This window comes from Rahnella rivi (assembly GCF_019049655.1).
Taxonomy (GTDB): Bacteria; Pseudomonadota; Gammaproteobacteria; order Enterobacterales; family Enterobacteriaceae; genus Rahnella; species Rahnella rivi.
Genome location: NZ_JAFMOX010000063.1, coordinates 122,813 through 136,796 on the forward strand (window position 1 = coordinate 122,813; position 13,984 = coordinate 136,796).

Consider the following 13,984-nt stretch of genomic DNA (forward strand, 5'->3'; position numbering starts at 1 on the left):
GCTGCGGGCAGAAAAATGCCCATAACTCAGAGAAATAAGCGGATTTTTTCAGCGCAAAGCGTGACCGTGTTTGGTGTTTTGACAAGAATGTGTCTATTACTTTAATGCCGTTACCCTGCGGGGTGACATTGTTTGTCCGTCCTTATCGCCCAATGTCTGAGGTCAATCCCATGGTGAGCGAGAAAAGAAAACCGCCAACAATCAATTTGCCGCTGTGGAAAAGGCGTGAGGAGATGGTTGCCTACGCGCTCTCAAAAAGTGTGCCCTGGTTTGCGTTCATCAACTTCAGTTTCGCGGTCATCGTTCTGTGCCGCAGCCAGATTTTCGGCCATGCCGATGCCGCCGTTCCCCCGGTACCCGCCTCTGTGCTGGACATCATCGATATCACCATGGGCGTGGTGATCGCCCTGGCGGCGGGCAGCCTCGGCGTCGTCTTTATCGGGGAAAAGCGGCTGACGTCGTTACGGTGTCTTTTGTTCGATCTGGTGTTCCTGCTGACGGGGGCAATCTGGGCATACAGCTGCTACTACTTTGTCACCTTATGGCAGTTGCCGGTGTCGTATCCGCTGGTCATTATTCTGATCCTCACGGCACTGTCAGCACTCTACTTTTATCCCCGCGGATTATTGCTGTACGCCACCCCGCTGTGGTTATCCGCGTTACTGTCCAACATCAGCCTATATTCAGATCTTAATTTGCGGTTTTTCGTTATCTGGTGTCTTTTCTCGCTGATTCTGATTTACGGGCGTCATATTTTGCAGCACTGGTTCGATGAAAACTGGCAACGCCATCAGGATAATCTGGTGCTGATCTCTTATCTGGACACGCTGGCCAGCCAGGATCCGCTGACTGAAACCGCCAACCGGCGCGGAATGGAAAGCCATCTGGACATGGCGGTAGCTCAGCGTCTGCCGTTTGCGCTGATCATGCTGGATGTCGATTATTTCAAACGCTACAACGATCACTACGGGCATCAGGCCGGCGATCACTGTCTGGTGGCGATCGCCCGCGCGCTGAAAGACGCCGTGCGCACCCCGAAAGATCTGGTCGCACGCTATGGCGGGGAAGAGTTTCTGGTTCTGCTGCCAGGCGCATCCGTTGAGGAAGCCATCGCCGTGGCTGAACGTATTCGCGCCAAAATCAGCGAGCAGGCCATGCCTCACGCGCAATCGCAGGTGAGCGAACACGTCACCGTCAGCATGGGTGTGACCGGTTATGATCACGGAAAACGCGTTGCCGAACTGATCGCCGCCGCCGATGCCGCGCTCTACCGGGCAAAAGAACAGGGCCGCAACCGCTGGTGCCAGTAAGCAGCGTTGATTTTGCAGATTCAGACGATGGGAAAGCCGGACGCAGGAAAAAATCTTTCCCACCCGTCAGCGGCTCATCCGTCACCCGCCGCTGCCTCCTGCTCAAAATAAGACCCGCTGCATAATTAAGCGGGCGCGTAAATTATTATGATAACTCACGTTTTTCCTCCTCAACCACCAATACCCTTGCATTTTTGAAGCCTTTTCATACAAATATAGCCTGTGCTAACATTCTTAACGCATGCTATAACTGATTGAATATTATGGTTTTTTTATTTTATCTTCTGTGGCAAACTGCACGCCTCTTTTAATAAGGCGCCTTTTGTTTGACGAAAGGCCTGACTGGTCTGTTTTATGCAATTTTATACGGTCGTTATTCTGGCGTTCGGCATGTCGATGGATGCGTTTGCTGCGGCAATCGGTAAAGGCGCATCCCTGCACCGCCCGCCGCTGAAAGAAGCGTTACGCACCGGGATTATTTTTGGCGTGATTGAAGCCATTACGCCAGTGATCGGATGGGCCATTGGCCTTGCAGCCACTCAGTTCATCATGGAGTGGGATCATTGGGTCGCGTTCACCCTGCTGCTGGTGCTGGGCAGCCGTATGATTATGCAGGGATTTAAGAAAGATACCGGCGAAGAAACAGAGATACCGCACCGTCACGGATTCTGGCTGCTGGTCACCACCGCCATTGCCACCAGCCTTGATGCGATGGCCGTGGGCGTCGGCCTCGCCTTCCTGCAGGTTAACATTCTGGTGATGGCGCTCGCCATCGGTGCCGCCACCACCATCATGGCCACCTCTGGCATGTTGCTGGGCCGTTTTTTAGGGGCGGCCATCGGAAAATGGGCCGAAGTGCTGGGTGGCGTTGTGCTGATAGGCATCGGCACGTCCATCCTGGTCGAACACCTCGGGCTGCTGAACTGATCGTTCAGAACGCCAGCTGAAGACATGAAAAAAGGGAACGCCGGTTCCCTTTTTTGCGTTTTACGCCTGCTCAGATCCTGTCAGCTTTTCGCCGCGGTCACCGGTAACACCGAACCTTTAAACGTTTCACTGATGAACTGCGCCACCTGCGGCGATTGCAGGTCTTTTGCCAGTTGCTTAATCCGTGGATCGTTTTGCAGTTTCTCCGTGGTCACCAGAATATTGGCATACGGGTTGCCCTGCGCTTTCTCCAGACCCAGCGCATCCTTCGCCGGGCTCAGCCCCGCTTCCAGCGCAAAGTTACCGTTAATCACTGCCAGATCAACGTCCGGCAAAGAACGCGGGATCTGCGGGGATTCCACTTCCAGAATTTTCAGGTTCTTCGGGTTAGTGGCAATGTCGCGCGGCGTGGCCTGATTTTTAGCCGGATCGTTAAAGCCGTCCTTCAGCGTGATAAGCCCCTGACTTTGCAACAAATACAACGCGCGGCTCAGATTGGTTTCGTTGTTAGGCACGGCGACGGTGCCGTTTTGCGGCACATCCGCATAGCTTTTATGACGGCTGGAATAGACGCCCAGCGGCTCGATGTGAACCTGCGCCGCCACGACAAACTTCACCTTCAGCGCCTTTTCCTGTGACAGCAAATACGGCACATGCTGGAAATAATTGGCGTCAATATCGCCATGCGCCAGCAGTTCGTTAGGGTTCAGCCCGCTGGGAATTTCGATCACTTTCAGATTCAGGCCGGGGTCAATTTTCTGCACATACGCCAGAATTTCGGCGTGCGGCACGGCATCAGCCTGCACCCGCAACGGCTCCGCGGCCCAGGCCGAAACGGAAGAAAGTAACAACGCCACAGCCGACAAACGTCCGGCAATAGAAACGGGGGCAGAAGACGGCAGAACAAGATTTTTCAGCATAAGCATTCCCTTCAGATAAGCCTTTAGAATAAGTGTGATGGCGGCTTTTCGCCCCGACGGGCGCACCCCAGACACACCTATGCTGACACATCCTGACAGCGTTACTTATGCGCATTTCTCTCTTGGATATCTGGAAAATTGAGATGCCACTGAGGCTGCCGTTTCACCGCCCCGCGCCGCGCACCAGCGATCCGGCGCCAATCTCACCGATGGTCTTCGCCCCGGTCAGCGTCATTGCTACACGCATCTCCTTTTCAATCAGGTTAAGCAAATTAATCACTCCCGCCTCACCCGCTGCGGCCAGCGCATACACAAAGGCGCGACCAAGCAGCACGCTGTCTGCGCCGAGCGCAATCATACGCACCACGTCCAGACCGGTGCGGATGCCGGAATCCGCGAGAATGGTGATGTCACCTTTCACCGCATCGGCGATGGCAGGCAGCGCGTGGGCGGTGGAGAGCACACCGTCGAGCTGGCGGCCACCGTGGTTGGACACCACAATGCCGTCAGCGCCGAATTTCACCGCGTCTCTGGCATCTTCCGGGTCCAGAATGCCTTTAATGATCATCGGGCCTTTCCAGAACTCGCGGATCCACTCCAGATCTTTCCATGAAATGGACGGGTCAAAGTTCGCCCCCAGCCAGCCGATATAATCTTCCAGCGTGGTCGGTTTCCGGCGATAGGCGGAAACATTACCGAGGTCGTGCGGCTTGCCGTTCAGGCCAACATCCCACGCCCATTGCGGGTGCATCACCGCCTGCAACATACGACGGGCGGCTGCGTTCGGGCCGCTCATGCCGGAATGGGCGTCGCGGTAACGTGCGCCCGGCACCGGCATATCCACGGTAAACACCAGCGTGTTGACGCCTGCGGCCTGAGCGCGCTCCAGCGCATTGCGCATAAATCCGCGATCTTTCAGCACGTAAAGCTGGAACCACATTGGCCGGTCGATGGCCGGCGCAACCTCTTCAATCGGGCAGACGGAAACGGTGGAAAGGGTGAAGGGAATGCCTTTTTTCGCCGCCGCGCGCGCGGCCTGCACTTCGCCGCGGCGGGCATACATGCCGGTCAGACCGACGGGCGCCAGGATCACCGGCATCGCCAGTTTTTCACCAAACAGCTGCGTCTCAAGGCTCAGATCTGACATGTTTTTCAGGACGCGCTGACGCAGGGCAATATCAGCCAGATCGGCGGTGTTACGTCTGAGCGTATGCTCGTTGTAAGCCCCCCCGTCGATGTAGTGAAACAGAAATGGCGGCAACTTACTTTTTGCCGCAGCGCGGTAGTCCGTCGATGCTGAAATGATCATGATGTTTTCTCGTTGTCTTGCGCTCTTTTTAGCGGCGCTGTAGGGGTGTCAGAAGTGTAGTTGATAAACACAACCCCTGAGAAAACAATGACAACGAATGCGGGTGTTTTTAAGGTCAGAAATACTGCGGGGTGAAGGAGAAGTTTACCGGCAGGAAATATGGGGAATTGGAGCGAAATATGAGTGCGCCACTAACGGCGCATTTTTCGGGCGATCCTGATAATCAGAAAGTACCCCGCCAAAGAGAACAGCATCGAACATGCGATCCAGGTCAAAACCCACAAATCATCAAAATTTTCCTGATTTACATCACCATACGTCCATTCTGCAAAACTATTGGCCGTATCCAGACTGATAAATGTAGCGGGATCAATAAGCATGGCTCCGGTGCAGAACAGGAGAACCAGGAGTGCAGACTTAGCTACCCAGCGCACAAGTGTCAGCATGGCGAAATCCACCGTAAACGACTTCTATATATCCATATGCCATGAGATCTTTCATGCAGGGCACTTCCATCAGCCTGGTATGCAGCAGCGCATTTCTCAGCAGGGCGAAATCTGAATTGTTGGCCAGTGTTATACAACCGTCAGAGAGTATCCCAGGGTGCAGGCGAAAGTGCTCTCGCTTAACGCCTTCAATCCAGGTCATATCGTCTATGCTCCGGTCATCAGGATAGAGTGCAAACCACTCTGAACGTCTAAACTCCGCGCCACTGTGATATTTGTTATAACTGTCTTTTACCCACGCGACTTTTTTTGAAAAAAAACCACCGCCCCCTCTTTCAACAACCCAATATCGGCCCGTGGGTATTGGTCCATTTCCTGCAATTTTTCCGCACCCTCCGCGATTGCGATAGGCCCCATTCCCTGAAAATGCCATGAACGTCCCCACACCACTGACACTAAGGGGGGAATAATCGGCATCGTTGATCACAAATTTCCCTTGTATAGCCATGAAAACTCCTTGTGAAATTTAGCTAAAAGAAAAACACGGTAATCACACCACAAAAAACAGGCACTTAAAATGCTTTATTTGATAATAAACTTCTGAAAAGTCAATATATTACAACATCCACTCATTGCCCAAAATGGCATTAAGGGCATAACGTAAAGCTCGTTTTTTTTAAGGAAATGACAACCATGCCAATACCCGCTTATATGTGGCTCTGCAATGACGGTGGTGCTGCTATTAAAGGTTCTGTGGATGTTGCAAATCGGGAGGGAAGTATTGAGATCATCGGTTTCAGCCACGGTCTGAATATTCCCGTCGACAGCCGTAGCGGCAGTATTACCGGAACCCGCACCCACTCTCCGATGATGCTTGAAAAAGATTTCGATTCATCGAGCCCTTATTTGTATAAAGCAGTCGCTAAAGGACAAACGTTAAAGTCCGCTGAAATCCGCTGGTATCGCATTAATGATGCCGGCAGGGAAGAGGTTTATTTTATTATGACGCTTGAGGGGGTGAAGATTACCGGCGTAAATCCGGGCATGCCCAACGTGAGAATGTCCGGAAATTCGCAGCTTAATCAGGGGTTCGGGGGCCGATGATGTAAAAAACCACTCTAACGAAGTAATTATATGAAATATGGGTATTTATTTGGCAATTCACTATTAATAGAATTCCTCCTCTCCCAATGGCTGAAAACCGGAGCTGTTTTAGGATCGGAGGCATTCCGGATACGTTCCAGCTTCTGGGAACTTAATCGACGTGATACGTGGGATAATCTATATAACCTGCATCTTGCCCGGTATAGAACGTATCCTTATCAGGAATAGCTATCGGCCACCCATTTTTCATGCGTTTAACGAGATCTGGATTGGCTATGAAAGGACGCCCAAATGCAATTAAGTCGGCAAACCCCTCTCTGAGTGCCATTTCTGCACGCGCCTGTGTATAGCTGCCTGCGACGATAAGAGTTCCCTCGTAGGCCTCACGAAACTTTGTTAGAAAACCAGCAGGAATGGCCTGAGCTCCGAGAGATTCCTGATCGCTCAAATGCACATATGCGAGATGTCGACGACGCAGTTCGATACCTAAAGATAACCAGGTATCCTGCTCATCATCAAAGCTATGCATATCCTGCAGGCGGCCAAAGGGTGCAATACGGATACCTGTCAGATGACTCCCGATGGCTGCAGAGATAGCATCCACAGTTTCCAGCGTAAACCGCAGACGATTGGCAATATTACCGCCATAACGATCTGTTCTGTCGTTAAGTCCACCATTGATAAATTGCTCGAAGATGTAGCCGTTAGCTGCGTGGATCTCCACTCCGTCAAAACCCGCCTCGATGGCATTTTTAGCTGCCTGAACGAAATCCTGTGTCACCCGCGGGACTTCATCCGTTGCTAATGCGCGGGGCTGGCTGTGAAATACGCGTACAGACTGACAGTTATCACCAGGAATGTGAGTGGTGCAGCCTTCTGCAACGCGTGAGACGGAGCTGACCGGGGCCTGCCCATCAGGCTGGTGAGCAATGTGTGAGGAACGTCCTACGTGCCAAAGCTGGATGAATATTTTCCCACCCTGCGCATGTACTGCCTCTGTCACCTTTTTCCATCCCTCTATCTGTTCGTCAGTGTAAATTCCCGGCGTGTAAGCCTGTCCACGGCCTTCCATTGAAACAGGTGAACCTTCGGAAACAATTAAACCTGCTGTTGCGCGCTGGCGATAGTAGGTGACCATACTGTCAGTGGGAACAAGGTCATAGGCCCGCGATCGGGTCATTGGTGCCATAACGACACGATTATTAAGCTTTATTCCATTCATTGTATAGATATTCAGCAACTCACTCATTCTGTCTCCTGACGCCATTTCATGGTAAAAATCTGTTAGCAACGATCTTATCCTTATTTAAAGGCCATGATTACCTGGGCAAAAAGCCCCTCAGTGTTGAGATAAAGGAACCAATATTTGTGACGGCACAACTCAATGGCGTACAGGAATTTACTGAAGTTGTCAGAAAAGGCAGTTTCGTTGCTGCAGCTGAGGGTTTAGGCGTGACGCGCTCTGCACTCAGTAAAAGCATCAAGCGTCTGGAAATCCGCCTGGGGGTTCGCTTACTCAACCGCAGTACGCGAAGCCTGTCGCTGACGCCGGAAGGTGAGATCTATTTCAATCGCTGCACTGCTGCTATGGATATGATTTCAGATGCTGAAAGCATAATAGAGGCGGGGATAGTGGAGCCGTCTGGACTGATGCGGCTGACGGTTCCCGTGGCCTTTGGGCATCTTTTCATTATGCCCTTACTCAATATCATGGCGTTAAAATACCGGACCCTGAACATCGAAGTTGATTTCAGTGATCGGGTTCGCGACCCGGCGACAGACGGCTTTGACCTCGCGCTGAGGCTTGGTCCCCTGCCTGACTCAGGTGATTTGGTTGCCACCCGCCTTGGCGAGCAAAAGCTTATCATTTGCGCCTCTGAGGGATATCTGGAACGAGCAGGCACCCCCATTGATCTTCGTGAGCTTTCATCACACAGATGCATTTCAGGGTTACCGTCAGACGGGCAAACTTACTGGCTAATCCGGGGCAAAGAGGGACACGTTGTAAGGCATGTTGTTTCCTCAGCCTACCGTTTTAATAATGGTCAAGCCATGCTGGAAGCGGCTATTGCCGGATGTGGGGTGACGCAACTTCCTGACTGGTTATGTGGTGATGCCATCAAAAAGGGGCAGCTTCGTGCAATTCTACCCACATTTCAGGCACCGCCCACCCCCATTTCTGCAATGTGGCCCAGGACTCACACGGTCCTTCCTAAAGTGAGAGCCTTGATTGAAGAACTGAAAAAAGAGTTGCCGGCACGCTTGTCGAGCGCGCAGCGTTCATCTGTTGCGCGGTAATGCAGTATCAATGCCGGATACATCGTCTGTTGAAAGCCAGCCAGGATTATATTCGCTCCAGCAAATTGACCACTGGTTGTGAGCGTCTTTTTCCATTCCAACACGGTAATGCGCGCCGTAGATTTTGCGACCCACTGAATCATGCGTCTTCTCGGCAATAACCCGGCCTATTATCAGGAAGGCCGACTGGCGATCGGGGTGGACACATACTTTCAGAGGTTTACCAAAATGCTGCATCCAGGGCCACGGAAGCCGGAAGGCTTTCATGGCGGCAATGATATTTCGTCTCCCGGAGATATAGCCCAGGGGGGTAAAGTTACCCGCGGCGTTTTCACTAAAGCATGTGCTGAAAAGTGTGAAATCTGCCTGGTCCAGCGCCCACGCGTAGCGATACCAGATATCGATCACCTCCTGTTCGTCACCCGTAGCACGGTGGTTTTCTGGCACAATATGCCAGGGAGCATCAAGTTCACTGATAATGGCGACTGGCGGAAATCCCTGATGCCAGCCGGACTCTTCAGCCGGTAGCTGCCATCCCGATAACAACTGTCTTGCACCTGAGGTCCAGTGTATCTGGAGGTGAAGGGTATGGATCACAGGTTGGGCTTCATCTGTGCCAGCCCTCATCACGACCGTCCCCCCGAACCGTACCGGGTTATGACGTCCGGAACCTGTGCGCGAAGCCTGTCCGTGCAGGTATGCACTGGCGACGTAATCTTTATCGTTCCTGCGCTCAACGGTGTTTGTCAGCGTAACGGACACGTTGTCCAGGTCAGCAAAGTCATTTTGCAAAAGGGCGGTGACATTTTCACGGCCGGAAACGGTTCCACGATGACTGCTGACTAATCTGACCGAGGGGTCCAGCCATTGGCTATTGTCGGAGCAAGCGTTACCGGACCAGGCTTCACAAAACGTATTCAGGCTCTGCACTGAAGAATGAAATAAACAGTTCATTTATTACCCTGCATTTATTCAGAAGGAAACTCGGGTAACACAAATTCTGCCATTTCAGCCATCACCTCGGCTGCTGGCCGTGTCAGCGGTTTCAGATTTAACGCAACGTGGTTTACTCCCTGGCGCTCCTGCTCCTTCCATAGCTTTATCAGCGCATTGCGGCCGACGGTGATGCCATTCATCAATCTGCGAAGCGGCGCGTCAGGGTTAGCATCCAGGTCAAAAAAGGTGGCATAGCCATAAGGTCTGAAACGATTGTCGTCGTAACCGCCACACCAGAATTCAAGCAGTTCCGGGAGCGTTGAGAAATCACTCAGATGCCATATCCATCCGTCGCTTTCCTCTGCTATCCAGCTCAGGTCCTGCCGTGCTCGACCAACCACAATCATTGGAATGCGGGATTTAAAGGGTTTGGGAATAAGATCAAGGTTGCCTGAAAGCTTGCCGTAGTACGCCGTTTCAGCCACCGGGAAGGACGTCTCACAGACGGTTTTTATCAGACCAAACGCCTCGCGATAACGTTCGGCCCGGTTATCGTAATCGGCACCAAACGCAGGGTATTCAACAGCGCGATCCCCGCTGGATAGCCCCAGCAAAAGGCGTCCACCACTTAGCTGGTCCACTGAGGCTGCCTGCTTGGCCAATATAATCGGGTCCCTCAGGGGTAACACCATACCGGTGGTACCCAGCGTTATGCGTGTGGTTTGAGAGGCAAGAAATCCGAGGTAGACCATGGGGTCAAGCATCTGTCCTGTGTCACCAAACTGTGGATCATAAAAGGGCACATCTCTCATCCACAGAGCGGAAAAACCGGCGTCATCAGCAAATTGTGCCAGCGCCTGATGATCCTGCAGGGTCGGAAAAGGCGAATCCGGATAACCTTCAAGCGGCATAATAAAGCCAAATGTCAGACTACCCGGGCGGAATACGCGCTTATATGCGCTATGTGAGGCAAGATCCGACGGATAGGTTGGTTGTGTCTGTAGAGGGGGCATTTACACTCCTGACGGGCGCAGTCAGCTGCGCCCGTTATTTAGTCAATCATCAATGATGATTACTTCGCTGCATCACGTAGAGCCTTTTCAATAAAGGCGACTGAACTCTCAAGCGCCTGTACCGCTTCTGGCTGCAACGTGGAGAAGAAATGCCAGGCGTGGAACATGCCCGGCCAGACTTCCAGATTTACGCGTACGCGGTTATCACCCAGATGAGTTGCCAGACGCATCGCGTCGGTCAGCATCAGTTCGTTTTCACCTATCTGAACGAGCACCGGCGGCAGGCCCGTTACATCAGCAAACACCGGTGATGCCATTGGATGGTTAGGCAATGCATCGCCGAGGAACGTACGTGCGAGAAAATCAAGACCTGCTTTGGTGTTTAGAGGATCAAGGCCTTCTCTGTTGGTCATAGAGACACCCGTGTGCTCAAGGTTAGCCCAGGGTGAAATAGCGACCCCGCCGGCTGGAAGCGGCAGGCCCTTGTTGCGTGCCGCAACCATAACGGTAACCACCATCGCGCCGCCCGCAGACTCACCCGCCAGCACGATTTTGCTGGCGTCAAAGCCCTGTTCAATCAACCACTCATATGCACGAACGGTATCGGTAACGGGCGTAGGGAAAGGATACTCCGGTGCCAGTCGGTAATCTGGCATGTAAACCCGTGCGCCCAGCATGCTGGCATAGTTGCCACCAATACCGTGATAGCCAGCAGATTCACCGACAATGTATGCCCCACCGTGGATGTACATAACGATGGCATCGGTTTTTAGATTTTCAGGAGTCACCAGCGTTCCCGGCACTCCCCCCATATCGACCTCAGTAAAGCCAACACCTGCGGGTGCAGGATTTTTAGCCAACATACGGGTATAGGCGTCACGCACTTCACTCATTGGCGTTACGGTATCTTCACCCGTAAGGATTGGTCCCAGACCGGCCAGGCTTTCTGACCATTCTTTTACGGCTTTCTTAGTTTGTTGATTCATCATCGGTATTCCTGTTTGTATTTGCGTTAAAGTGGAACAGGAATATATAATATACCAACATTTGGGGAATGTGCTTCCCATATAAGGGTACAACAACGCCCGTATTGGATGAGAAAAATATAGTATGGAGATCAACAGCATTGGTGATATCGCCGCGTTCGTCGCGGCTGTAAAAGCCGGGAGTTACACACACGCCGCAAGTTCCCTTGGGCTTACACGTTCTGCGATTGGTAAAAGTATCGTCCGGCTCGAAACGCGTATGGGGGTTCGTCTTCTTAACCGTACCACCCGAAGTCTGAGTCTCACCGATGAAGGGAGGGTCATGTTTGATCGTTGCCGCCAGATACTCGAGGACCTGGAAGAGGTCGATGCCGCCATGGCCATGCGCAGGGGTAAGCCAACGGGGACTCTCCGGCTGAGTGCGCCGCTTTCTTTTGGGCAGCGACATATCCTTCCCATTCTGGATATTTATCTGAAAAAGTGGCCGGAAATTCGTGCCGAAGTGTCCTTTAGCGACAGGTTTGTTGACCTGATAGAGGAAGGCTTTGATATTGCCATTCGTATAGGTGAACCTCGCGATGACTCACGTATTCTTACCCGCACGATTGCTTCGCAGCATATTGTCACTTGTGCATCCCCCGAATACTTATCTTCACGGGGCGTTCCGGAAACACCCGCAGACTTAACCAGGCATGACACTATTTTTCTTCTGAGTGCAGAAAAGAGACGCAGCTGGCGGTTTGCGACTCCGGAAGGCACTTTTGTTTATGAAGGGCCCGGGCGACTAAACCTCGACAATTCGGAAGCCATGCGGGCGTCGGCAATTTCCGGATTTGGTATCGTTCACTTACCGACCTATTTGCTAGGGGAGGATTTGCGTAGCGGTAAGCTGATACCTGTGCTTGAGGAGTTTCCTTTCCCTCCGGAACCTATTCGGCTCATTTATCCCAGTAAACGACATTTATCACCGCGAATTCGGGCCTTTATTGACCTGCTTGTCGAAAGCTGGGAGCAAGGATTACCCTGGGAATAATGCTTTGATAATAAACTCATTATTTTTAACTTGAACCAGAAAATCACGATCCAGAAGCGCCGGTCGTTAAAGCTTAACAATTCAAGCATTATCGCAGGCGGGGGACAGGACAGACCGCCCTGGTACGATTAACGTCATTCTGATTTTTCTCGTTCGGAAGACGAAACAGGACTGCGTAATACGATGGGATATTATGAGAGTCTGATACACTGCGAAATTCGCGCGGTATGAAAGCGGATTGTCATTGGGGGATCATGGAAGACCTATCCTGTTGGAGGCACAGTAAGTGATGATGAACTCCATGATTTGAGCCTGTGGCTGAAGAAAGTTTTGGCTTAGTCAGATTGCACTTGTAGTGGTTTACTGAAACTGCCCACAATGGATGCTGACCAAATTCAGTAAACGACTACAAGTGCGTAGAAACCTGTCAGACGGTGTTAACTTTATGCTAACGCCGACATGACCGACGCGCTATCGACGTACTGCTCCATGGTCATAATTTTCCCATCCTCAAGGCGATAAAGGTGCGCAAATGATGCCGTCATCGCCTTGCCGGTTATTTTATAAACGCCGGAGTAAATCCCAAAAGCAGCAACATAGTTACCGTCAGCAAGAAACGTATGCGTCTTTGCCTGATAGTCTGTCCACTCAGTTGCCAGTCGCTGAAATACGTTAGCGATTATCTCTTCTGCACCGGTGTAAGTCCCTGCATAGGGGAACCCAGCCGCTTCAGTCCATGTCGCATTGGGCGACAGGACAGCAAGCAGGTTCTTTCCATTTTCTTCAGAGGTACCTTCATAAGTCGCGCGTATAATTTCCACATTACTCTTCATTATTCTATCCCCAACTCATTTCGCCCTTGGCGACTTTTGCACCAATTTGTAAAGCGACACTCATGCCAGCATCAGGATAACGTTTTGTCATGGCTGCAATCAGTTCGCTACTGTCGCTGGCCAGACTTAGCTCGTTCTCAAAAGCCAGAAGATAGTCGCGGGTATAGGTTATTGCTGAAATATCGGTAGCACCCTCAGGTAACATATGCCCTGCGATGACCGTAGTGGGATGTCTGGATGCCATGGTGTCCAGATTTTTTATCCAAAGTGCGCGACCCTCTGGACCTTGAGTGTCGGCGGTCCACACATGGGTACCAGAGAACACCAGTACACCGCCAAAAATGGCGTTAAGCGAAGGTACCCAGAGATAACGACGGTTAGCGAGGCCATCAGCATCAATAATTTCGAGGGCCTGGCCTTCGAGAGATAACGCATCCTCGTCAAATACCTCGGGCATAACGATGTCTGACAACGTTTGCGGGCCGTTGTCCTGGAGTTGTGGGCCCCACACTGCCAGTTTCTTATCAACACTTTTCTTAATGGCATCGATTGTCGACGATGCGGCAACGACACGAGCTTCCGGAAAGGCTGCTCTTACCGGACCGAGGCTAAAGTAGTAATCAGGGTCGCTTTGGCTAATATAGATTGTGGTCAGCTTTTTACCTGTTTTCTGGATAGCCTCTGCCAGCAGTCTGCCATCGGCGAGCGTAAAACCACCGTCAATAAGTACGGCTTCCTTATCGCCAGAGATCAGCACTGGCGAGCGATAAAAACCGTGCTCGCCGGCAGGAAAATGTGTCCAACTCAGGGGAATGTCCCTCCCTGCATCAGGGATGTTGGTTTGTAGTGTCATCGTATTTTTCGCCTTC

The 13,984-nt window shown here is 51.9% G+C and carries 15 protein-coding genes; 5 read left to right on the top strand and 10 right to left on the bottom strand.

The genetic code is table 11. The features are described from left to right. The first annotated feature begins 170 nt into the window (after positions 1–170). Positions 171–1,310 carry a GGDEF domain-containing protein gene (locus J1779_RS17080; protein WP_238485194.1) on the top strand — a complete coding sequence of 380 codons (1,140 nt, stop codon included), beginning with the start codon at positions 171–173 and terminating at the stop codon, positions 1,308–1,310. A 354-nt stretch (positions 1,311–1,664) separates the two neighbouring features. Beyond that, positions 1,665–2,237, top strand: a complete 573-nt coding sequence (gene mntP / locus J1779_RS17085; RefSeq protein WP_056775123.1) for a manganese efflux pump MntP — start codon at positions 1,665–1,667, stop codon at positions 2,235–2,237. Between the two features lie 80 nt (positions 2,238–2,317). Here mntP and J1779_RS17090 read toward each other — a convergent pair whose 3' ends face one another. The 4 genes from J1779_RS17090 to J1779_RS17105 form a co-directional block, all read right to left on the bottom strand. Continuing rightward, on the bottom strand, positions 2,318–3,157 hold the full coding sequence (locus tag J1779_RS17090) for a MetQ/NlpA family ABC transporter substrate-binding protein (protein ID WP_217204337.1): 840 nt from the start codon (positions 3,155–3,157) through the stop codon (positions 2,318–2,320). 163 nt (positions 3,158–3,320) lie between these two features. Next, on the bottom strand, positions 3,321–4,466 hold the full coding sequence (gene lldD, locus J1779_RS17095) for an FMN-dependent L-lactate dehydrogenase LldD (RefSeq protein ID WP_217204338.1): 1,146 nt from the start codon (positions 4,464–4,466) through the stop codon (positions 3,321–3,323). Between the two features lie 191 nt (positions 4,467–4,657). Further along, positions 4,658–4,912 (bottom strand): hypothetical protein, encoded by a 255-nt coding sequence (locus J1779_RS17100; protein ID WP_162997902.1) that lies wholly within the window; start codon positions 4,910–4,912, stop codon positions 4,658–4,660. Next, a complete protein-coding gene (locus J1779_RS17105; RefSeq protein WP_183849275.1) occupies positions 4,884–5,420 on the bottom strand; it encodes a DUF2778 domain-containing protein in 537 nt (178 codons plus the stop codon). The genes J1779_RS17100 and J1779_RS17105 overlap by 29 nt, the downstream gene beginning before the upstream one ends. Positions 5,421–5,605: 185 nt before the next feature. Here J1779_RS17105 and J1779_RS17110 point away from each other — a divergent pair, with 185 nt between their 5' ends. After that, positions 5,606–6,016, top strand: coding sequence for an Hcp family type VI secretion system effector (locus J1779_RS17110; RefSeq protein ID WP_274388818.1), 411 nt, complete (start codon positions 5,606–5,608; stop codon positions 6,014–6,016). Between the two features lie 151 nt (positions 6,017–6,167). On the opposite strand, the gene J1779_RS17115 is transcribed toward J1779_RS17110, so the two are convergent. Next, positions 6,168–7,265 carry an alkene reductase gene (locus tag J1779_RS17115; protein ID WP_217204339.1) on the bottom strand — a complete coding sequence of 366 codons (1,098 nt, stop codon included), beginning with the start codon at positions 7,263–7,265 and terminating at the stop codon, positions 6,168–6,170. Positions 7,266–7,384: 119 nt separating this feature from the next. On the opposite strand from J1779_RS17115, the gene J1779_RS17120 reads away from it, so the two are divergent. Further along, on the top strand, positions 7,385–8,314 hold the full coding sequence (locus J1779_RS17120) for a LysR family transcriptional regulator (protein ID WP_217204340.1): 930 nt from the start codon (positions 7,385–7,387) through the stop codon (positions 8,312–8,314). On the opposite strand, the gene J1779_RS17125 is transcribed toward J1779_RS17120, so the two are convergent. From J1779_RS17125 to J1779_RS17135, 3 genes are read right to left on the bottom strand one after another with little or no spacing between them, the layout of a single operon-like run. Continuing rightward, a complete protein-coding gene (locus J1779_RS17125) occupies positions 8,297–9,268 on the bottom strand; it encodes a nuclear transport factor 2 family protein (protein WP_217204341.1) in 972 nt (323 codons plus the stop codon). The genes J1779_RS17120 and J1779_RS17125 overlap by 18 nt on opposite strands. A 14-nt stretch (positions 9,269–9,282) precedes the next feature. Further along, a complete protein-coding gene (locus J1779_RS17130) occupies positions 9,283–10,263 on the bottom strand; it encodes a TIGR03571 family LLM class oxidoreductase (RefSeq protein ID WP_217204342.1) in 981 nt (326 codons plus the stop codon). 59 nt (positions 10,264–10,322) lie between these two features. Continuing rightward, the gene (locus J1779_RS17135; RefSeq protein WP_112288739.1) at positions 10,323–11,252 is read right to left on the bottom strand and encodes an alpha/beta hydrolase; all 930 of its coding nucleotides are present in this window, start codon (positions 11,250–11,252) and stop codon (positions 10,323–10,325) included. Between the two features lie 121 nt (positions 11,253–11,373). On the opposite strand from J1779_RS17135, the gene J1779_RS17140 reads away from it, so the two are divergent. Continuing rightward, positions 11,374–12,282, top strand: a complete 909-nt coding sequence (locus J1779_RS17140; RefSeq protein ID WP_217204343.1) for a LysR family transcriptional regulator — start codon at positions 11,374–11,376, stop codon at positions 12,280–12,282. 443 nt (positions 12,283–12,725) lie between these two features. Here the strand turns inward: J1779_RS17140 and J1779_RS17145 are convergent, their stop codons facing one another. Both J1779_RS17145 and J1779_RS17150 read right to left on the bottom strand, forming a co-directional pair. Continuing rightward, positions 12,726–13,115, bottom strand: a complete 390-nt coding sequence (locus J1779_RS17145) for a nuclear transport factor 2 family protein (protein ID WP_133625271.1) — start codon at positions 13,113–13,115, stop codon at positions 12,726–12,728. A gap of 4 nt (positions 13,116–13,119) precedes the next feature. Next, positions 13,120–13,968: an MBL fold metallo-hydrolase gene (locus J1779_RS17150; protein ID WP_238485195.1), complete on the bottom strand. Its 849-nt coding sequence runs from the start codon at positions 13,966–13,968 to the stop codon at positions 13,120–13,122. Positions 13,969–13,984: the final 16 nt, after the last annotated feature.

What these genes read in the sequence shown, in the direction of transcription:
- J1779_RS17080 (WP_238485194.1), top strand. Translation starts at nt 171, where the DNA reads ATGGTGAGCGAGAAAAGAAAACCGCCAACAATCAATTTGCCGCTGTGG.
- mntP (WP_056775123.1), top strand. Translation starts at nt 1,665, where the DNA reads ATGCAATTTTATACGGTCGTTATTCTGGCGTTCGGCATGTCGATGGAT.
- J1779_RS17090 (WP_217204337.1), bottom strand. Translation starts at nt 3,157, where the DNA reads ATGCTGAAAAATCTTGTTCTGCCGTCTTCTGCCCCCGTTTCTATTGCC.
- lldD (WP_217204338.1), bottom strand. Translation starts at nt 4,466, where the DNA reads ATGATCATTTCAGCATCGACGGACTACCGCGCTGCGGCAAAAAGTAAG.
- J1779_RS17100 (WP_162997902.1), bottom strand. Translation starts at nt 4,912, where the DNA reads ATGCTGACACTTGTGCGCTGGGTAGCTAAGTCTGCACTCCTGGTTCTC.
- J1779_RS17105 (WP_183849275.1), bottom strand. Translation starts at nt 5,420, where the DNA reads ATGGCTATACAAGGGAAATTTGTGATCAACGATGCCGATTATTCCCCC.
- J1779_RS17110 (WP_274388818.1), top strand. Translation starts at nt 5,606, where the DNA reads ATGCCAATACCCGCTTATATGTGGCTCTGCAATGACGGTGGTGCTGCT.
- J1779_RS17115 (WP_217204339.1), bottom strand. Translation starts at nt 7,265, where the DNA reads ATGAGTGAGTTGCTGAATATCTATACAATGAATGGAATAAAGCTTAAT.
- J1779_RS17125 (WP_217204341.1), bottom strand. Translation starts at nt 9,268, where the DNA reads ATGAACTGTTTATTTCATTCTTCAGTGCAGAGCCTGAATACGTTTTGT.
- J1779_RS17130 (WP_217204342.1), bottom strand. Translation starts at nt 10,263, where the DNA reads ATGCCCCCTCTACAGACACAACCAACCTATCCGTCGGATCTTGCCTCA.
- J1779_RS17135 (WP_112288739.1), bottom strand. Translation starts at nt 11,252, where the DNA reads ATGATGAATCAACAAACTAAGAAAGCCGTAAAAGAATGGTCAGAAAGC.
- J1779_RS17140 (WP_217204343.1), top strand. Translation starts at nt 11,374, where the DNA reads ATGGAGATCAACAGCATTGGTGATATCGCCGCGTTCGTCGCGGCTGTA.
- J1779_RS17145 (WP_133625271.1), bottom strand. Translation starts at nt 13,115, where the DNA reads ATGAAGAGTAATGTGGAAATTATACGCGCGACTTATGAAGGTACCTCT.
- J1779_RS17150 (WP_238485195.1), bottom strand. Translation starts at nt 13,968, where the DNA reads ATGACACTACAAACCAACATCCCTGATGCAGGGAGGGACATTCCCCTG.